This is a genomic window from Burkholderia sp. BCC0044 (genome assembly GCF_902832955.1).
GTDB lineage: Bacteria > Pseudomonadota > Gammaproteobacteria > Burkholderiales > Burkholderiaceae > Burkholderia.
In genome coordinates this window covers 190,574-209,354 of sequence record NZ_CADFDO010000005.1, presented here as the reverse complement: position 1 = coordinate 209,354, position 18,781 = coordinate 190,574, and the positions used below count along the sequence as shown (strand labels likewise).

15 protein-coding genes are annotated in these 18,781 nt (G+C 68.5%); 1 reads left to right on the top strand and 14 read right to left on the bottom strand.

What is annotated here, in order from left to right; genetic code table 11:
• Nucleotides 1-28 precede the first annotated feature (28 nt).
• The 8 genes from bioD to aceK form a co-directional block, all read right to left on the bottom strand.
• Nucleotides 29-748, bottom strand: coding sequence for a dethiobiotin synthase (gene bioD, locus HWX14_RS28935; protein ID WP_175885742.1), 720 nt, complete (start codon nucleotides 746-748; stop codon nucleotides 29-31).
• Entirely contained in the window at nucleotides 745-1,932 is a 1,188-nt protein-coding gene (bioF, locus tag HWX14_RS28930) for an 8-amino-7-oxononanoate synthase (RefSeq protein WP_175885741.1), read from the bottom strand. The genes bioD and bioF overlap by 4 nt, the downstream gene beginning before the upstream one ends.
• The gene (bioA, locus tag HWX14_RS28925) at nucleotides 1,929-3,275 is read right to left on the bottom strand and encodes an adenosylmethionine--8-amino-7-oxononanoate transaminase (RefSeq protein ID WP_175885740.1); all 1,347 of its coding nucleotides are present in this window, start codon (nucleotides 3,273-3,275) and stop codon (nucleotides 1,929-1,931) included. Before bioA ends, bioF begins: the two co-directional genes overlap by 4 nt.
• A gap of 512 nt (nucleotides 3,276-3,787) precedes the next feature.
• Nucleotides 3,788-5,059: a CocE/NonD family hydrolase gene (locus HWX14_RS28920; protein WP_175885739.1), complete on the bottom strand. Its 1,272-nt coding sequence runs from the start codon at nucleotides 5,057-5,059 to the stop codon at nucleotides 3,788-3,790.
• Nucleotides 5,060-5,165: 106 nt separating this feature from the next.
• Nucleotides 5,166-5,603: a YchJ family protein gene (locus HWX14_RS28915; protein ID WP_175885738.1), complete on the bottom strand. Its 438-nt coding sequence runs from the start codon at nucleotides 5,601-5,603 to the stop codon at nucleotides 5,166-5,168.
• A gap of 47 nt (nucleotides 5,604-5,650) precedes the next feature.
• Entirely contained in the window at nucleotides 5,651-6,328 is a 678-nt protein-coding gene (locus HWX14_RS28910; protein ID WP_059585396.1) for an SDR family oxidoreductase, read from the bottom strand.
• Nucleotides 6,329-6,440: 112 nt separating this feature from the next.
• A complete protein-coding gene (gene can / locus HWX14_RS28905; RefSeq protein ID WP_011546334.1) occupies nucleotides 6,441-7,208 on the bottom strand; it encodes a carbonate dehydratase in 768 nt (255 codons plus the stop codon).
• A 56-nt stretch (nucleotides 7,209-7,264) separates the two neighbouring features.
• Entirely contained in the window at nucleotides 7,265-9,082 is a 1,818-nt protein-coding gene (gene aceK, locus HWX14_RS28900) for a bifunctional isocitrate dehydrogenase kinase/phosphatase (protein ID WP_175885737.1), read from the bottom strand.
• 304 nt (nucleotides 9,083-9,386) lie between these two features.
• Between aceK and HWX14_RS28895 the strand changes: the two genes are divergently transcribed.
• The gene (locus HWX14_RS28895; RefSeq protein ID WP_175885736.1) at nucleotides 9,387-10,466 is read left to right on the top strand and encodes an MBL fold metallo-hydrolase; all 1,080 of its coding nucleotides are present in this window, start codon (nucleotides 9,387-9,389) and stop codon (nucleotides 10,464-10,466) included.
• Nucleotides 10,467-10,482: 16 nt separating this feature from the next.
• Here the strand turns inward: HWX14_RS28895 and HWX14_RS28890 are convergent, their stop codons facing one another.
• From HWX14_RS28890 to argS, 6 genes are all read right to left on the bottom strand, one after another.
• Nucleotides 10,483-12,129 (bottom strand): ABC-F family ATP-binding cassette domain-containing protein, encoded by a 1,647-nt coding sequence (locus HWX14_RS28890; protein WP_175885735.1) that lies wholly within the window; start codon nucleotides 12,127-12,129, stop codon nucleotides 10,483-10,485.
• A 192-nt stretch (nucleotides 12,130-12,321) separates the two neighbouring features.
• A complete protein-coding gene (locus HWX14_RS28885) occupies nucleotides 12,322-13,917 on the bottom strand; it encodes an ABC transporter substrate-binding protein (protein ID WP_175885734.1) in 1,596 nt (531 codons plus the stop codon).
• Nucleotides 13,918-14,348: 431 nt separating this feature from the next.
• A complete protein-coding gene (locus tag HWX14_RS28880) occupies nucleotides 14,349-15,122 on the bottom strand; it encodes an SDR family oxidoreductase (protein WP_175885733.1) in 774 nt (257 codons plus the stop codon).
• Between the two features lie 19 nt (nucleotides 15,123-15,141).
• The gene (locus HWX14_RS28875) at nucleotides 15,142-15,780 is read right to left on the bottom strand and encodes a thiol:disulfide interchange protein DsbA/DsbL (RefSeq protein WP_027785573.1); all 639 of its coding nucleotides are present in this window, start codon (nucleotides 15,778-15,780) and stop codon (nucleotides 15,142-15,144) included.
• A gap of 70 nt (nucleotides 15,781-15,850) precedes the next feature.
• Nucleotides 15,851-16,759, bottom strand: a complete 909-nt coding sequence (locus tag HWX14_RS28870; RefSeq protein ID WP_175885732.1) for an SPOR domain-containing protein — start codon at nucleotides 16,757-16,759, stop codon at nucleotides 15,851-15,853.
• Nucleotides 16,760-16,879: 120 nt separating this feature from the next.
• Nucleotides 16,880-18,661 (bottom strand): arginine--tRNA ligase, encoded by a 1,782-nt coding sequence (gene argS, locus HWX14_RS28865; RefSeq protein WP_175885731.1) that lies wholly within the window; start codon nucleotides 18,659-18,661, stop codon nucleotides 16,880-16,882.
• Nucleotides 18,662-18,781: the final 120 nt, after the last annotated feature.

Genomic DNA, 18,781 nt, shown 5'->3' with positions numbered 1-18,781 from the left:
TTCCTGTCGTGGATTCTTGGATGGGGCGTCAGTGCTGCGCGTGGCGCAAGGTATCGACGAGCGCGGCGATGTCGAGCATCGCCGCGGCGGATTCGGGGGCGGCCGGCGTCATGTGCGCGATGCGGCCGATGAGTGGCGCGCCGTGCTCGCGCGCGAGCCAGTCGCCAATCGTCGCGACGTTCTCGTCGGCGAACGACATGGCCGGGTCGACGTGGTTCGCGACCCAGCCCGCGAGCGTGAGGCCGCGCTGGCGAATCGCATCGGCCGTCAGCAACGCGTGGCTGATGCAGCCGAGCCGGACGCCGACGACGAGCACGACGGGCAGGCCGAGCGCGACCGCGAGGTCGGCGGTGTCCTGCGTGTCGTTCAGCGGCACGCGAAACCCGCCGACGCCTTCGACGACGACGACGTCCGCGCGCGTCAGCGCGTCGCGATGGCACGCGACGATCGTGTCGAGGTCGAGCGTCACGCCTTCCTGCGCGGCGACGATATGCGGCGCGGCCGGCGCTTTCAGCAGGAACGGCGTGCGCAGCTCGGGCGGCAGCACGACGTTCGCGGCGGCGTCGAGCTGGTCGGCGTCCTCGTTGCGCCACACGCCGTCGCGTTCGTACGCGCCGGCCGCGACCGGCTTCAGCGCGGCCGCGCGCAGGCCGTGCCGCGCGAAGCCGTGCAGCATCGCGGCCGACACGAAGGTCTTGCCGATTTCGGTGTCGGTGCCGGTGACGAACACGGAGAGCGGGGCGGTCATGCTGCAGCCTCCTCGCTGGCCTGGATCAACGCGGCTTCGAGCCGTGCCAGATCGTCGAACGAATGCGCGGCCGACAGCGACACGCGCAGCCGCGACGTGCCGGCCGGCACCGTCGGCGGACGGATCGCCGGCACCCACAGGCCGTGCGCGTCGAGCGCCCGCATCGCCGCGAGCGTCGCGTCGTTGCTGCCGATCACGAGCGGCTGCACGGCCGTGTGCGAATCGACCGGCTGCCAGCGCGTGCTGCGCAGCAGCGCGCGTGTGCATTCGATCAGCGCGGCGAGGTGCGCGCGTCGCGCGTCGCCTTCGTCGCCCGCGATCACCTTCAGGCTCGCCGATACCGCATGCGCGACGGCCGGCGGCGCGGCGGTCGTGAAGATGTAGCTGCGCGCGCGCTGGATCAGCCATTCGATCAGGGTTTCATGTGCGATCACGAATGCACCCGCGACGCCGGCCGCCTTGCCGAGCGTACCGACGTACACCAGATGCGGCGAGCGCAGCGCGGCGGCCGCGAGCGCGCCGCGGCCCTGCGGGCCGAGCACGCCGAAGCCGTGTGCATCGTCGACGACGAGCCACGCGCCGTGGCGCTCGGCCAGCGCGACGAGTTCGGCGAGCGGCGCGAGGTCGCCGTCCATGCTGAACACGGTGTCGCTGACGATCAGCTTCGTTTCGGCATCCGATGCGTCGAGCAGCGCGGCGAGCGCGGCCGTATCGGCGTGCGGATAGACCTGCACGTTCGCGCGCGACAGCCGCATGCCGTCGATCAGCGACGCATGATTCAGCGCATCGGAGAAGATCGTCGCGCCCTTGCCGGCGAGCGCCGTCATCGCGGCGAGGTTCGCCATGTAGCCGGTGCTGAAATACAGCGCGCGCGGCGCATCGGAGAAGCCGCCGGCGAAGCCCGCGAGTTCGTCTTCGAGCCGCGCGTGCGCGCGCGAATGGCCGCCGAGCAGGTGCGAGCCGCCGCTGCCGGAGCCGTAGCGCTGCGCGCCTTCCGCGAACGCGGCGACGAGCGCCGGATGCGCGGCGAGGCCGAGGTAGTCGTTGCTCGCGAAGCCGACGATCTCGCGGCCGTTCACGGTCATGCGCGCGTCGCACGCGGTGTCGGCGATGCGGCGCACGCGGCGCAGCCCTTGTGCGTCGAGGTCGGCGAGGCCGCGTTGCAGGGTGTCGAGCAGGTTCATCGGCCGAGGTCCTCCAGCGTCGCGTCGAGCGTGTCGCGCGTGCGCTGCGCGAGCCACGCGATGTCGTCGTCGCTCATCACGTACGGCGGCATCAGGTACACGGTCGTGCCGATCGGGCGCAGCAGCAGCTCGCGTTCGAGCGCGTGTTCGAAAAAACGTCGCGAGAAGCCGCGCGCCGCGTCGCCGTCGAGCGCGACGTCGAATGCGAACAGCGTGCCGCGCTCGCGCAGGTGGCGCACTTGGCGGTGCGCGTCGAGCGGCGCGAGCGCCGCGCGCAGCGTCGCCGATTTGCGGGCGTTGCCCGCGAGCACGTCGTCGCGCGCGAACAGGTCGAGCGTCGCCACGGCCGCGCGGCATGCGAGCGGGTTGCCGGTGTACGAATGCGAGTGCAGGAAGCCGCGCGTCGTGTCGTCGTCGTAGAACGCCGCGAACACGTCGTCGCGCGTGAGCACGAGCGACAGCGGCAGGTAGCCGCCGCTGATCCCTTTCGACAGGCACATGAAGTCGGGCCACACGCCGGCCTGCTCGCACGCGAAGAAGGTGCCGGTGCGCCCGCACCCGACCGCGATCTCGTCGGCGATCAGGTGCACGCCGAATTCGTCGCACAGCGCGCGCAGCCCGCGCACGTACGACGGATCGTGCATCGCCATACCGGCCGCGCACTGCACGAGCGGCTCGACGATCAGCGCGGCGATCCGGTCGCCGCGCTCGACGAACAGCCGCCGCACGTCCGCGAGCGCGCGGCCCGCCACATCCGCGGCCGTCTCGCCGGGCAGCGCGCCGCGCGCGTCGGGCGACGCGACCACGTGCGCGTGCCGGATCAGCGGGTCGTACGCGTCCTTGAACAGCGCGACGTCGGTCACGCCGAGCGCGCCGATCGTCTCGCCGTGATAGCTGTTCGCGACGCAGACGAATTCCTGCTTGTTCGCGCGGCCGCGGTTGCGCCACGCGTGGAAGCTCATCTTCAGCGCGATCTCGACGGCCGACGCGCCGTCCGACGCGAAGAACGCATGGCCGAGCGTGCGCGCGGTCAGCGCGTGCAGCCGTTCGGCGAGCTCGATCGCCGGTTCGTGCGTGCAGCCGGCGAGCATCGCGTGCTCGAGCGTGTCGAGCTGGTCCTTCAGCGCCGCGTTGATGTCCGGGTTCGCATGGCCGAACAGGTTGACCCACCACGAGCTGATCGCGTCGAAGTAGCGGCGGCCGTCACGGTCGTACAGCCACAGGCCCGCGCCGCGCGCGACGGGGACGAGCGGCAGGCGCTCGTGATGCTTCATCTGGGTGCAGGGGTGCCAGACCGCGCGCAGGCTGCGCGCGACCCAGTCGTCGGTGGCTGGCGTACTCAAGGCGACTCCGGGGGTAAAACGACCGCGCGGCATCGACGGGATGCCGCGCGGCGGGATACGAAACGCGCAGAGATTAGCGTGTTCCGCCGGACGTTGCACTAGCGGTTACAAACGCCGCAAAGCCTTGTCGGGCGGGAGTTCGGCGCAGTTCGGGGGTGCTCGGAACGGAACGCGGCGGATCGGGCGAAATGCGCGCAGATGGCGACGTTCGAGTGACACCCCCCGACAGAAAAAAATCGAGCGGCGGGGCGCGATGCAGCGGAGAGATATGGGGAGCGATGAGGGTGCGTGTTTGCGGCGACGAGGGGCGATCTTGCTTCGTGCATCGTCAGATCGATGGGGGTGCAGAAGGCCGGACGGCTGGACGAGACCTGGCGCGAATTCAAGCCGATTGCTCGTAAAAACGAGCCTTACGCGGTGTGTGCTCGATTTGACGAGCAGGCGGGGAGTGCCGCGATGACCTTGAATCGGCGGAGCGCGAAGGGCGAAGCGGGAAGAACGACAGCCGCGCGTCAGCGCGAAGCCAAAGCGCGCGTATCGGTGTCGCGGGTGTTGTCGCCGCCGTTGCTGGCCGTCTGCGTCGTGTTGTCGTTCCACACGACGCGATCGTTGACCGCATACAGCCGGCACGCGCCCGCACCCTGCTTCGCGCAGTTGTCGAGCGCGAGCGCCATCGGGTCGTCGCCGCCTTCGGCCCACGACCACGCGCCTTCCGACGACACCGCGAACGCGCGGCTCGGATGCTGGTTCAGGAAGCGGCGATAGCCTTCGCGGCCGGCTTCGTCGACGTACGGCACCGCGTTGACCGCATCGATCGACGCATAGCCGCTGGCCTTCGGCTCATGCGGGTCCGCGACCGCATAGCGCACCGCGGTCGGCAGGTTCAGTTCGGCGAGGAATGCGTGCACGGCCGGCCACCACACGGGCACGCCGTCGCGATCGACGATCAGCCGGTGCGCGTCGTCCTTGTAGCGGCCGAAATCGATGAAGCGGGCCTGCGTGCCGTGCGACACGTACGCATCGTGCATCTGCGCGACGAGCGCGGGCGTCCATACCGAGTCGTTGTCGCCGTACAGCCACAGCGAGCGCACGGCCGTATGCGCGCCGTAGTGGTCGAACGCGTCGACGAGGTTGCGCTGCCAGCCGTCGCACAGGTCCTGGCGCAGCCCGCCGGAGAAGTTGATGATGCCGCGCACGCCCGCCGCCGCTTCGGTGCCGTAGGCGACCGACGCGAGCCCGCCGTGCGACGTGCCGGCGACGACGATGCGCGACGCATCGACGTACGGCTGGCGCGACATGTAGCGCACCGTCGCGTCGACGTCGGCGGCCTGCGCGAGGCCGTTCTTGCCGACGTTGCAGCCTTCCTGCTGGTACGTGCCGTCCGAACCGGCGAAGCCCTGGCGATTCGGCGCGATCACCGCATAGCCGCGGCGCACGAATTCGCGCGCGAACGCGAGCGGCCGGCTGCGCGGCTGCTGATGGAGATCGCCGGTATTTTTACCGTGGTTGAAGACGACGAGCGGGAACGGGCCGGGGCCGTTCGGCTTGAACAGCGTCGCCTCGAGCGTGACGGCGCCCGAAGCGTCGGCCGGAATGCGGAGGATCTGTTCGTTGAGGTCGGCGGCGACCTGCGGCAGGTTCGCGTCGGCGTAGTCGAAGTGCTCGGCGTGGGCGAGCGACCCGCTGGCGCCGGCACCCGTATTGGCGCTCGGCAGCGTACCGGCCTGAGCGGCCGACAGCGCACAGGCCGCCATCCATCCCACCAATACCTTGCTGTACGCCATCCGTAAGCCCTGCCACGCAACATGACCAATTCGAGCCCATCGTAGCCCGACAAAATCAGGTTGTGCAATGCGGGAATTACCCGGCGTCTGACATGGCAACTATTTGTCAGCGTTCACTTACTTCGCCGTCGACATAGCGCCAGAAACCGTGCTCGTCGCGCTCGAAACGGCTCGTCTCGTGAAGCCGGTAAGCGCGGCCGCCGACCTTGTAGCGGGCCACGAATTCGACCTCCGCGTGCCGGTCGTCGAGCGGCGCGTGGCGTTTGACCGCGAGGCCGAGCCAGCGCGGCGCGTCCGGTGCGTCGGGGTCGGTGGCGAGATCGGGCGGGCAGGTGCGCGCGGCCCACGTCGCGCGCAGGTAATCGGTCGCACCGAGCACGTACGCGCTGTACCGCGAGCGCATCAATTCGAGCGCGGTCGGGGCGGCTTCGCCGCCGTCGATGAAGCGGCCGCAGCACGCCGCGTAGCGCGGCGCCGGCGCCTTGCCGGCGGGCGCGGGGGACGCGCCGCCGCACGGGCACGCGTCAGGTCGGTTCGAAATCATGCGTAATATGAATTAACAACGAGCGGTTGCCGATGCAGCTCACCTGCTCACCAACTCAGTTCGACGCCGTCGTACTGGAAGAACCGGCCGTTCGCCTGGGACACGTCCGAACCGGATTCGGCGATCACGCGACGCATGCCGGTCACGCTCGTTTCCGGATCGATCGCGGCCTGCGCGCCGCCCATGTCGGTGCGCACCCAGCCGGGATGCAGCGAAATGCACGCGGCATGGCGCGTCTGCAGCGACGCGATGCGCAGCGCGTCGTTCAGCGCGGCCTTGCTCGCGCGGTACAGCCAGCCGGTCGTGCCGGTCGCCTCGGCGATGCTGCCCATCCGGCTCGACACGACGGCCAGCACGCCGCGCGCGTCCTCGACGAGCGGCAGCAGGATCGGCAGCAGCTGCATCGGCCCGCGCACGTTCGTATGCATCACCGCGTCGAAATCCTCGGCGGTGATCGTCTCGACGCCCTCGGTGCGCGGCCCGTACACGCCCGACACGAGTACGGCCGCATCGAGCCGCTCGCCGTCGAGCTTCCAGCCGAGCGCCGCGATCTGCTCGGGCTGCGCGATGTCGAGCGCGTGCGGCTGCGCGCCGAGCGCGCGCAGCGCATCGAGCGACGCCGCGTCGCGCGCGGTGGCGATCACGTTCCAGCCGTCGCGCCGGTATTGCCGGACGAATTCGCGGCCGAGGCCGCGCGATGCGCCGACGATCAATACGGTTTTCATGCCCGTCGCTCCTTTCGTGGGCGCCGCCGAGGCAGTGCCGGTGTCAGATCCGTTCGATGCGTGCCGCTCCCGCGTGGCAGCCGCCGTCAGGCGGCTGGCGCGTCACTGCACGTCACTGCGCGTCGTCGCACGGCTTCAGCGTGGCGGCGACCGCCTGCGCGACGCCGTCGAGCTGTGCGGCGTCCGCCGCGACCATGTCGTTGTCGGGCGCGTGCTGGCCGCGTGCGGTCAGCGCCGCCACGCAGCGCTTGTAGGTTGCGTCGAGCGCGTCGAAGTTCGACACGGACATCCCGAGGTTGCGCATCCGGCCGTCGTGCACGCCGTACACGAGCCCGTGCACGGTCAGCGACTGGCCGCGCGCCCACGCGTCGTTGACGATCGTCGTGCGGCACACGTTGACCACCTGTTCGATCGAATTCAGCTCGATCAGCCGGCGGTACCGCGCTTCGCCGACCGGCCATTCGTCGAGCAGCGCCGCATGGCGCTCGCGCACGTCCTGCACGTGATGCAGCCAGTTGTCGGCGAGGCCGACACGGCGGTTGTGCAACGCTGCGTTCACGCCCGAGCAGCCGTAGTGGCCGACGACCATGATGTGCTTCACGCGCAGGATGTCGACCGCGAACTGGATCACCGACAGGCAGTTCAGGTCGCTGTGCACGACCACGTTCGCGATGTTGCGGTGCACGAACACTTCACCCGGCGGCAGGCCGATGATCTGGTTCGCCGGCACGCGCGAATCCGAGCAGCCGATCCACAGATATTCCGGCGCCTGCTGGTCGGCGAGCCGTGCGAAGAAATCGGGATCGTCGGCGAGCTGGCGCTTGACCCAGGCATCGTTGTTGTCGAACAGATGTGAAAGCGGATTGTCTTGGGTAGTCATCGGTGTGGATTCCGTTGGCGGAAATCAAGTCGATATCGAATGGGGTGTTACCGGCGTCAGGCGGCGCGCTGCGCGTCGCCTGCGCCGTCGTGGCGGCCCGTCGCGCCGAAGCGCGCGGGGTAGCGCACGCAAAAGCGCAGGGCCGCATCGTACGGATAAAAATCGGGCAATTCGCCCTGCATCAGCTTGTCCTTGCTCGCCTGCCACAGCGCGGGATCGAAAAAGTCCGCGTGATGCTTCATGAAGACGCTGCGCACGCGCGGGTCGCCGAGCAGGAACGGCCCGTAGGTCTCCGGAAAGATGTCGTGCGGGCCGACGGTATACCACGGTTCGCCGGACATTTCGTCTTCCTCGTTGCGCGGCGGCGGCACGCGCCGCACGTTGCAGTCGGTCAGGTATTCGATCTCGTCGTAGTCGTAGAACACGACGCGGCCGTGGCGCGTCACGCCGAAGTTCTTGTACAGCATGTCGCCGGGGAAGATGTTCGCCTTCATCAGCTCCTTCACCGCGTTGCCGTATTCCTTCACGCCGTGCTCGACGTCCGCGTCGCTGCCGTTCTGCAGGTACAGGTTGAGCGGGATCATCCGGCGCTCGATGTACAGATGCTTGATCACCAGCTTGTCGTCCTCGTATTCGAGCAGCGACGGCACTTCCTTCTCGAGTTCGCGCACGAGCGCGTGATCGAGCCGCGCGAGCGGCAGCGCGACGCTCGAATACTCGAGCGTGTCGGCCATCCGCCCGAGGCGGTCGTGGCGCTTCACGAGCTGGTACTTCTCCATGATCTGCGCGCGCGTCGTTTCCTTCGGCGGCGGGAAGTGGTCCTTGATGATCTTGAACACGTACGGGAATGACGGCAGCGTGAACACGAGCATCACGAGCCCCTTGATCCCGGGCGCGATGATGAAGCGGTCGCTCGAATGCGACAGATGGTGCAGCAGGTCGCGGTAGAACAGGTTCTTGCCCTGCTTCTGCAGCCCGACCGACGTGTAGATCTCGGCCTTCGGCTTGCCCGGCATGATCGTGCAGAGGAAATCCACGTACGCGGACGGCACGCCCATGTCGACGAGGAAGTACGAATGCGAGAAGCTGAAGATGATCTGCAGCAGGTCGCGGCGCAGCAGCACGGTGTCGAGCGCGAGCACGCCGGGACGCACGTGGCGGATCGGCACCGCGAACGGCAGCACGCGGTCGGCGTTGATGATGCGGCCGACGATGTACGCGCTCTTGTTGCGGAAGAACAGCGACGACAGCACGTGGATCTGGAAATTCGGCGCTTCGTCGAACTGGCCGAATTCGTCGTCGATCGCCTGCATCACGCAGCCGATGTCGCGCGCGAGATCCTCGAACGGCGGGTCGAGCTGGAAGTTCGTGACGATGCGCTCGAGCGTGACCGCGAGCCCGTCGGTGCCCGGATAGTACGCGCGGTAGGTCGGCTTCGCGGCCGGCTCGTCGTTCTCCAGATACTCGGTCGAGATCGCCGGGCGCACGAAGATGAAATCATTATTGAAATACGAGCGGTGCAGGATCGTGCAGCACACCGAATTGAAGAAGGTCTCCGCGCACTCGGGCTGGCGGTGCGACGTGAGCAGGCCGATGTAGTGCAGCTTGATCTGCTGCCACACTTCGTCGTCGATGTTCTCCGCGTCGTATTCGTCTTCCAGCACCTCGATGCATTCCTTCACGCGCTCGTCGTACGACGTGATCCGCTCGCGCGCGAGCCGCTGCAGCCCGTGCCAGTCGCCGCGCTCGAACAGCGTCTTCGCATCGACCGCCGCTTCGCGGAAGATCCGGTAATGGCGATCGAAGTATTCGAGCATCGTCTGCGCGACGTCGAAACCGATCTGCGACGACAGCAGTTTGGGGAAGTGATTCATCGCGTGCAGGCTCGTTCAAGGGGCTGTAAGCACCCGCCATTTTAGCGCCCAAGTCGGCGTTTCAATGATTTTCGGGAGGACGCGCGAGCGGTCGTCAATCGGCGTGTTGTTCGCCGTTGGGCGCCGTTCGGTGCATCTTCGCGTAAAGATGCGGGTACGGGACCGATTCTGACACGAACTTTTTTGCGGCGGGCCGGCCGAGGGCCGGGCACGCGTTTCGTGCGACGGCGATAGAATCGACGCACCGCCCGCCGCGCCTGCCGCCGGCGCGCATTCGCACCGATAACGACGAGACGCCCCACCGATGAACGCCCTGGAACACCAACTCGACTATCCCTTCGCCGATACGCTGCCCGCCGCGGGCGACACGTTCGAGGTCGCGCCCGGCGTGCGCTGGCTGCGCATGCCGCTGCCGTTCTCGCTCGACCACATCAATCTGTGGCTGCTGCGCGACGAGATCGACGGGCAGGCCGGCTGGACGGTCGTCGATTGCGGGATCTCGTCGGGCGCGATCCGCACGCACTGGGAACGGATCTTCGACACGCAGCTCGACGGCCTGCCGGTGCTGCGCGTGCTCGTCACGCACTGCCACCCCGATCACTTCGGCCTCGCGAACTGGATCTGCGAAGGCGGCGACAAGGCCCGCTGGAACGTGCGGCTGTGGATGACGCTCGGCGAGTACCTGTTCGGCTGCCTGATGGCGGCCGGCAACGGGTCGAACGCGGGCGGCGCGGCCGCCGCCGATCACTTCGCGCGCCACGGGCTGACCGATCCGGCCGCGCTCGACAAGCTGCGCAACCGCCGCAGCTACTACGCGGATCTCGTGCCGGCCGTGCCGCCGCGCTACCGGCGCCTGCGCGAAGGCGACGCGGTGACGATCGGCGCGCGCACGTGGCGCGTCGTCACCGGCTTCGGCCATTCGCCTGAACATTGCGCGCTCCACAGCGAAGCGGACGGCGTGCTGATTTCCGGCGACATGGTGCTGCCGCGCATCTCGACGAACGTGTCGGTGTTCGACCTCGAGCCGGAAGCGAACCCGCTCGCGCTGTACCTCGAATCGCTCGGCCGCTACGAGACGATGGCGCCCGACACGCTGGTGCTGCCGTCGCACGGCAAGCCGTTCCGCGGCGTGCGCACGCGCATCGCGCAACTGCGCGACCACCACGATGCGCGCCTGGCCGAAGTGCGCGTCGCGTGCGCGGAGCAGCCGATGAGCGCGGCTGACATCGTGCCGATCATGTTCCGCCGCCGCGAGCTCGACATCCACCAGATGACGTTCGCGCTCGGCGAGGCGCTCGCGCACCTGAACCTGCTGTGGCTCGCGGGCGAACTCGTGCGCGAGCAGGGGGATGACGGGGTGCTGCGGTTCCGCACCGCCGGCTGAGCGCGCTTCGTTATCGTCACGCGACCGGTTCGTAACGCCACCCGTCGCGCTGCCACTGCATCGCGTGCGTCGGTTCGAGCGCCGCGAGAAACGCGGCGTCGTGCGATGCGACTACGATCGCGCCCGGGAAGCCGGCCAGCGCCGCTTCGATCGCGCGCACCGATTCGAGATCGAGGTGATTGGTCGGCTCGTCGAGCAGCAGCAGTTGCGCGGGCGTGCCGCGCCACAACGCGCACGCGAGCGCGGCCTTCAGCCGTTCGCCGCCGCTCAGTTGCCGCGCCGGTTGCGTCGCGCGCGTCGCGTCGAGCTGCAGCAGCGCGAGACGGCTGCGCAGGTCGCCTTCGGCGAGCGGCGTATCGAGCAGGCCCAACTGCTCGACGATCGAGCGCTCGGGGTCGAGCAGCGCGAGCCGCTGGTCGAGATACGCGGCGCTCACATGCGTCGTGCAGGTGCCTGAGCGCGGCGCGAGCTCGCCCGCGAGCATCCTCAGCAACGTCGACTTGCCGCAGCCGTTCGGGCCCGTCAGCGCGATGCGTACGGCGCCGCTCGCCGACCACGTGATCGTGTCGGCGTCGCCCGCGACGCGCCACGGCAATTGCGCGCGTTCGAGCGTGAACAGCTGGCGGCGCGCGCTGACCTCGGTGCCCGGCAGCGAGACGAGCACCGGCGCGTCGGCTTCGACGCGCGCGGCCGCTTCCTGCACGCGCTCGTCGAGTGTCGCCTTGAAGTCGCCCTGATGACGCCGGACCGTTCCCATGATCGCGCGCGCCGCGCCCTTGCGGCTCTGGCGCGCCATCGACGACAGGTTGGCCGTCTTCGCGTCGCGCAGCGACGCGGCCGCGTGGCGCTGGATCGTGTCGTGTTGCTGTTCGAGCCTGCGCCGCACGCGCCCGCGCTCGGTGCGCGCATGGTCGAGTGCCGCGTGTGCGGCTTCCTGCTCCGCGTCGCGTTGCGCGCGGTAGAGCGCGTAATTGCCGCCATACGAACGCGCGCCGTGCGGCGTCAGCTCGACGATGCGTTGCACGCCGGCGAGCAGCGCACGGTCGTGGCTCACGATGACGACCCCGCCGCGCCAGCCGTCAAGCGCGGCGTGCAGCCATGCGCGTCCCGGCGCGTCGAGATGGTTGGTCGGTTCGTCGAGCACGAGCAGGCCGGCGCCGGACAGCAGCGCGCCGATCAGCGCGACGCGCGCGAGCTGGCCGCCGCTCAGCGCGTGCGCGGGCGTGTCGGCGTGGACGTCGTGCAGGCCGGCCGCGTCGAGCGCCGTGCGCAGCCGCTCCGCGAGATCCCAGCGATCGCCGATCAGGTCGAAGTCGTGCGGCGTCGCACGGCCGTCCGCGAGACGCGCGAGCGCGCCGAGCGGCGCATCGAGCGCGGCGATTTGAGCGACGGTCCGCACGTCGGCGGCCGCGTCGTCGTGATCGTGCTGCTGCGCGACGTAGACGACGTGCGCATGCCGCTCGATCGTGCCCGCGCTCGGCGCGCGGCAGCCCCCGATCAGTTGCGCGAGCAGGCTCTTGCCGACGCCGTTGCGGCCGACGATGCCGGTCGGCGTGCGGTCGATGGACAGGTCGAGCGAATCGAACAGCGTGACGCCGTCGTCGAAGCGGAAGGAAACGTGATGAAGCGCGACGAGCGCGCCGGTGGGCGTGGCTGCAGCCATGAGCACCTCCAAAAATGCGTGAAGACCTTCGCGCGCGACGTGCGTGGCACGGGCGGCGAAAACATTTCGGGAAGGCTTAGTTGTTCACTTTGGCTGGCGTCCGGTATGAGGAATAGGCGCGCAGTGTAGCAAGCGCGGCGCGCGGGCCGCAAGCGAGCGGCGTGTGCGCCGTCGCTTGCGCGCCACGCACGGTTACTGCACGGCGACCGTCGTAAAGTTCTGCCGCCCGAACGGACTCACGTGATAGCCGCTCACGTTCGTCCGCGTCAACGCGGCCGCGGTCGGGTAGCCGAGCGGGATCCACAGCGCCTGGTCGTGGATGATCTTCTGCGCGCTTTCGTACAGCTTCGCGCGCTTGGTCTGATCGGCGGTCGACTTGCCGTCGGCGATCAGCTTGTCGAGCTGCGCATCGCAGAAGCGCGCGAAGTTGATGCCCGACTTCACCGCATTGCAGCTGAACAGCGGCGACAGGTAGTTGTCCGGATCGCCGTTGTCGCCGGCCCAGCCCATGAACAGGATGTCATGCTGGCCGAGCTTCGCCTGCTTGATCAGCTCGCCCCATTCGATCACCTTCACCTCGGCCTTCACGCCGATCTTCGCGAGGTCGGCCTGCAGCAGTTCCGCGCCGACCTTCGGGTTCGGGTTCAGCACGCTGCCGGTCGGGCGCGTCCAGATGGTCGTCGAGAAGCCGTTCGGGAAGCCGGCCTGCGCGAGCAGCTGCTTCGCCTTCGCGGGATCGTACGCATACGGCGCGATGTCCTTCGCGTAGCTCCACGTGTTCGGCGGATACGGATTGTTCGCGGCCGTCGCGGTGTTGTCGAACACGACCTTCAGGTAGGTCGCGCGGTCGAACGCGAGGTTCAGCGCCTCGCGAACCTTGTCGTTGTCGAGCGGCTTCTTCTGCGTGTTCAGCGCGACGAACGCGGTCATGAACGCGGGCGTCTGCACGACCTTCAGCGCGCTTTCGCCCTTCGCGGCGAGCACGTCCTGCGGCTTCGGCGACAGCGCGATCTGGCATTCGCCGGCCTTCACCTTCTGCAGACGCACCGACGGGTCAGGCGTGATCGCATAGATCAGCCGGTCGGCCTTCGGCTTCGTGCCCCAGTACGTCGGGTTCGCGTCGTAGCGGATCAACGCGTCCTTCGTGTAGCTCTTCAGCACGAACGGGCCGGTGCCGACCGGCTTCGCGTTCAGGTCGGCCTGCTTGCCGGCCTTCAGCAACTGGTCCGCGTATTCGGCCGAGTAGATCGACGCGAAGCCCATCGTCAGGATCGGCACGAACGTCGCGTTCGGCTCGTTCAGCACGAATTTCACCGTGCTGTCGTCGACCTTCGTGACCGACTTCACGAGCTTCACGAGGCCCATCGACTGCGCGTGCGGGAAGCCGCTCGCGCCGGCCACCTTGTGCCACGGATTCGCATCGTCGAGCATCCGCGTGAACGTGAACACGACGTCGTCCGCGTTCAGCGGGCGGCCCGGCTTGAAATAGTCGGTGGTCTGGAACGCGACGTTCGGGCGCAGGTGGAACGTGTACGTGAGGCCGTCGGCGCTCGCTTCCCACTTGTCGGCGAGCGCGGGCACGACCTTCTTCGCGGCTTCGTCGTACGACACGAGCGTGTTGAAGATCACGTCGGCCGATGCGTTGGTCGTGACGAGCGAGTTGTACTGCACGACGTCGAAGCCGTCCGGGCTCGATTCCGTGCAGACGGTGAGCGGCTTGGCGGCGGCGAAGCCGGGGGCGGCAAGGGCGGCCGCGAGCGCGGCCACGGCGAACAGCTTGACGTGCATAGGTTCTCCCACGTGACTTGTGATTTTTGCTGGATGTCGGAATGCGGGCGCGGCGCGGTCGAGGACCGGCCGGCGCGGTTGGCGAATAGCATACCGTCAAAGCGCGCGACGCGTGGAAAAAGGCGCCGGAACGCGGTGAATTGAGCGACAAACGGCTGCGTTCGCGACGGAATGGGTGCTGATGCGGCGGTTCGCGTAGTGCGAGCGCGACGCGGGAGGCGAGACAGGGTGGGGCGGCTGCGACTGCGCGGCGGAAATGCGCGGCGCGGCGCAAACGCCGGGCGCCGGAACGGACAGGATCGCGACAGATGCGCGCGGCGCGTGATGCGACACGACGGTAGAGACCTGCGCGGATTCGCACGGTCTAGCGATGCAGATCAGGCCGCGGCCCGACAGCGATCCGGCGCGACGCGCGCCGGATCACGACACACTCAGTGCGCGCCGGCCTTCGGCTTGCGCGGCGCCTTTTCGAACAGGCGGTCGTACAGCCAGCGCGGCAGTACGTGCAGCACCTTCGCGACGACGCCCATCTGCCACGGAATCACGCGGAACGCGTGCTGCCGGGCGATCGCGCGCGCCGCGCGTGCGGCGAAGCGGTCGGCGTCCATCAGGAACGGCATCCGGTACGGGTTGTGCGCGGTCATCGGCGTGCGGATGTAGCCGGGCGCGATCGTCACGACGCCGACGCCGGCCGGGCGCAGCTCGACGCGCAGCGCTTCCAGATACTTGATCGCCGCCGATTTCGACGCGCTGTACGCGCCGGAGCCGGGCAGCCCGCGTACGCCGGCGACGCTCGCGACGCCGACCAGCGTGCCGTGGCGCGCGGCCGTCATCGGGCCGACGAACGGCTCGAACGTCGCGACCATCCCGTAGTAGTTGATGTTCATCACGTCGCGGAACGCCGCGAGGTCGCCCTGGCCCGTGACGGCGCCCTGGCTGATGCCCGCATTCGCGATCACGACGTCGGGGCAGCCGTGCGCGGCGATGAACGACGCGGCGGCGGTGGCCAGCGCATCGGCGTCGCGCACGTCGGCGGAATAGACGGAGATGGACAGCTTCGGGAACCGCCGCGCGAACGCATCGAGTGCATCGGTGCGTCGCGCGACGAGCGCGAGCGTGGCGCCCTGGCGGGCGTATTCCTCGGCCATCGCGAGGCCGAGGCCGCTCGACGCGCCGGTGATGAAGACCTTCAGCGGAGTAGTCATGCCGGCGCGCGGGCGGGGATCAGAGCTTCTTGTCCTGAACCTGCTTCACGAGGAAGTCGAGCACCTGGGCGGTACCCGGGATGCTGTTCGTGTAAGCGGGGCCCGTCTTGTACTTGCCCTGGACGACGACCGTCGGCACGCCGTCGATCGCATAGTCCTTCAGCAGCTTGGCCGACTGGTTCACTTCGCCCTGCACGCTGAACGAGTTGTACGCGTCCATGAACTTCTTCTTGTCGACGCCCTGCGTGGCCAGGAAATCGGCCTGCGCCTGCGGCGTCAGCAGGTAGTTCTTCTGCTTGTGGATCGCGTTGAAGATCGCCGGCGTGACCTTCTCGGAGATGCCGAGCGCGGATACCGCATAGAACAGCTTCGAGTGCGGGAGGAAATCGTCACGGAATGCGACCGGCACGCGCTTGAAGTCGATGTTGTTGCCCTGCTTCTTCACCCAGGCCTCGATCGTCGGCTCGAATTCGTAGCAGTGCGGGCAGCCGTACCAGAAGAACTCGATGACCTCGACCTTGCCGGCCGGCGCGGACACCGGCTGCGGCGACTTCATCACCTCGAAGTCCTTGCCGGAAACCGGCGCGGCGGGCGAAGCCTGGGCGAGGCCGGCGGCCAGGCCCAGGGACAGAAGGAGCGTGCTAAGCAGTTTTTTCATGTTGTGAACGTCGAATCAGTTGCTCGGGTTACGGAACGTAACGGGTTCTGCGTGGGCGCGGCCGGTTGGCTTACTGCTTCGTGAAGCGGATCACCGCCGTGTCGACACCTGCATCGGACAGGCGCTGACGGGCCGAGTTCATATCCTCGAACTTCGAGAACGGGCCGACGCGCACGCGGAAATAGGTCACGCCGCTGACGTCGCGCTTCGACACCTTCGATTCGAAGCCCTGGAAGCCCAGGCGCGCGCGCTGCTGCTCGGCATCGCCTTCGGTCTTGTACGCGCCGACCTGCAGGAAGTAGCCGGTGTTCGCGTCGTTCGCGGTCGGCGGCTTCGCCGTTGCTGCCGCCGCGGCCGCGGCCGACGACGTCGGCTTCGGCGTGTTCGCGGCCTGCTGCTGTTGCTGCTGCTTTTGCGCGGCGGCCTGCTGCGCCTGCTTCTGCGCGGCGAAGCGTGCGAGGTCGTCCTCGCCGCCTTGCTGCTGTTGCGGTTGCGGTTGCTGCGCCTGCTGCGTCTTCTTCGGCGGCGGCGTGGTGTCGGCCGGCTTCGGTGCGACGGCGACGCCGTTGCCCGACGACGGATTGTTCGACGCGGTGGTGTTGTTCGAGCCGGCGGCGCCGTTCGTGTTACCCGACGGCGGCACTTCGACGATCTGCGGCTCGGGCAGCAGGCCGCCCTGGGTCTGGTTCGCGGCCTGGCCCGGAGCGGTGTTCGGCGGCGCCGATTGCGCGGCCTGCGGCACCGGCTGGCCGGGCGTCTTGCCCTGCAGCGCGCGGTTCGGGTCGAACTGCTGCGGCTGGCTCGCGCCGTTGTCGGCCGGCGGCGGCGCGACCTTCGACACGAACGGCGACGGCGAACGCGTGATGTAGAGCGCCACCACCACCGCGATCGCGAGGCCGACGATCAGGCCCAGCACGATTCCAAGAAATGTCCCTCCGGCTTGTTTCGATTGCTTCGAAGTTCGGCGTGGTTGTGCCATTGCTTGAGTCACCTGCAAAAAGAATCGTGAAAAGGCTGCGGCAGGCGATCCCGCGGCAGGCGCTCCTGCAGCGGGCACTGCCGCGGCCATTCGCGGCCCCGTTCGGGGCCGCTTGCATCCTTACATCTTGGCGGGCGCGGATACGCCGAGCACCGCCAGGCCGTTCTCGAGCACCTGCCGGGTCGCGGCGAGCAGCGCGGCGCGCGCATTGCGCGGCGCTTCGTCGTCGACCAGCACGCGCTCCGCATTGTAGAACGAGTGGAATTCGCCAGCGAGATCGCGCAGGTAGAACGCGACCGCGTGCGGCGCCAGCTCGTTCGCCGCGTGCGTGAGCATGTCCGGATACTCGGCGAGCTTCTGCATCAGCGACGCCGCTTGCGCGCTCGTCAGCTGCGACAGGTCGGCGCCCGGCAGTTGCGCGACGTCGACGTTGTAGCGCGACTTCAGTTCGTTGAGCACCGAGCAGATCCGCGCATGCGCGTACTGGACGTAATAGACCGGGTTTTCGTCGTTCTGTTTCAGCGCGAGGTCGATGTCGAACACGAACTCGGTATCGGCCTTGCGCGAGATCAGGAAGAAGCGCACCGCATCGCGGCCGCGCGTGATGGTCGCCTCGTCGATCAGGTCGGGAGCCGCTTCCTGGCCCGCCGCCGCGCCGCCCGACCATTCGATCAGGTCGCGCACCGTCACGTAGCTGCCCGCACGCTTCGAGATCTTCACTTCCTGGCCGTCGCGCATCACGGTGACCATCTTGTGCAGCACGTAGTCGGGATAGCCCTTCGGAATCCCGACGTGCAGCCCCTGCAGGCCGGCGCGCACGCGCGCGATCGTGCCGTGGTGGTCCGAACCCTGGATGTTGATCACCTTCGTGAAGCCGCGCTCCCACTTCGTCACGTGGTACGCGACGTCCGGCACGAAGTACGTGTACGTGCCGTCCGACTTGCGCATCACGCGATCCTTGTCGTCGCCTTCGTCGGTCGTGCGCAGCCACAGCGCGCCGTCCTGCTCGTAGGTCATGCCGGCCTTGACCAGCGCGTCGACCGTCTTCTCGACGCGGCCTTCGCTGTACAGCGACGACTCGAGGTAGTACTGGTCGAACTTCACGCCGAACGCCTGCAGGTCCATGTCCTGCTCGCGACGCAGGTACGTGACCGCGAACTTGCGGATCGCGTCGAGATCCTCGACGTCGGCCGCACCCTTGACCGGCTCGCCGTCCGATGCGGCGACCGTTTCGCCGTTCAGGTAGTCGCGCGCGATGTCGGCGATGTACTCGCCGTTGTACGCGGCTTCCGGCCAGCCCGCGTCGCCCGGCTTCAGGCCGCGGGCGCGCGCCTGCGTCGAGATCGCCAGGTTGCCGATCTGCACGCCCGCGTCGTTGTAGTAGAACTCGCGGTGCACCGCGTAGCCCTGGCTCGCGATCACGTTCGCGAGCACGTCGCCGAGCGCGGCCTGGCGGCCGTGGCCGACGTGCAGCGGGCCAGTCGGGTTGGCCGACACGAATTCGAGCAGCACCTGCTTGCCTTTCTCGCGATCCGACGTGCCGAACGCGCGGCCCTGGTCGAACACGGCGGCGATCACCGCCTGTTTCGCGGCGGCCGACAGGCGCAGGTTGATGAAGCCGGGGCCGGCGATCTCGGCGGCTTCGACGAGGCCTTGCGCGGCCGGCTGCGCGGTGAGGGCGGCGACGATCTGCTCGGCGAGCTGGCGCGGGTTCGTGCCGAGCGGCTTCGCGAGCTGCATCGCGACGTTGCACGCGACGTCGCCGTGCGCGGCGACCTTCGGGCGCTCCAGCGTGATGGCCGGGGCGACGAACGCTGCGTCGGCGCCTTTCAGCGCGTGTGCGACCTGCTTGACGCTATCCGCGAGCAGGGCTTCGAGGGTCTGTTTGTGTGCTGGCAGCATGCTGGTAGAAGGCTTCGTTGGTGGCGGCCGGAAACGCCGGGCCGCCGGCGCGCTTTTTAAGCGCGCGTTTCAGGGATCGCAGAATTTTAACAGGTGCTAATATGCCGCTCAGGCGGCCCG

Bases quoted from the DNA above. Each gene is read 5' to 3' on its own strand.
- can (WP_011546334.1), bottom strand. From the start codon at position 7,208: ATGACTACCCAAGACAATCCGCTTTCACATCTGTTCGACAACAACGAT.
- aceK (WP_175885737.1), bottom strand. From the start codon at position 9,082: ATGAATCACTTCCCCAAACTGCTGTCGTCGCAGATCGGTTTCGACGTC.
- HWX14_RS28870 (WP_175885732.1), bottom strand. From the start codon at position 16,759: ATGGCACAACCACGCCGAACTTCGAAGCAATCGAAACAAGCCGGAGGG.
- HWX14_RS28895 (WP_175885736.1), top strand. From the start codon at position 9,387: ATGAACGCCCTGGAACACCAACTCGACTATCCCTTCGCCGATACGCTG.
- bioF (WP_175885741.1), bottom strand. From the start codon at position 1,932: ATGAACCTGCTCGACACCCTGCAACGCGGCCTCGCCGACCTCGACGCA.
- HWX14_RS28885 (WP_175885734.1), bottom strand. From the start codon at position 13,917: ATGCACGTCAAGCTGTTCGCCGTGGCCGCGCTCGCGGCCGCCCTTGCC.
- HWX14_RS28875 (WP_027785573.1), bottom strand. From the start codon at position 15,780: ATGAAAAAACTGCTTAGCACGCTCCTTCTGTCCCTGGGCCTGGCCGCC.
- HWX14_RS28920 (WP_175885739.1), bottom strand. From the start codon at position 5,059: ATGGCGTACAGCAAGGTATTGGTGGGATGGATGGCGGCCTGTGCGCTG.
- bioD (WP_175885742.1), bottom strand. From the start codon at position 748: ATGACCGCCCCGCTCTCCGTGTTCGTCACCGGCACCGACACCGAAATC.
- argS (WP_175885731.1), bottom strand. From the start codon at position 18,661: ATGCTGCCAGCACACAAACAGACCCTCGAAGCCCTGCTCGCGGATAGC.
- HWX14_RS28880 (WP_175885733.1), bottom strand. From the start codon at position 15,122: ATGACTACTCCGCTGAAGGTCTTCATCACCGGCGCGTCGAGCGGCCTC.
- HWX14_RS28915 (WP_175885738.1), bottom strand. From the start codon at position 5,603: ATGATTTCGAACCGACCTGACGCGTGCCCGTGCGGCGGCGCGTCCCCC.
- HWX14_RS28890 (WP_175885735.1), bottom strand. From the start codon at position 12,129: ATGGCTGCAGCCACGCCCACCGGCGCGCTCGTCGCGCTTCATCACGTT.
- HWX14_RS28910 (WP_059585396.1), bottom strand. From the start codon at position 6,328: ATGAAAACCGTATTGATCGTCGGCGCATCGCGCGGCCTCGGCCGCGAA.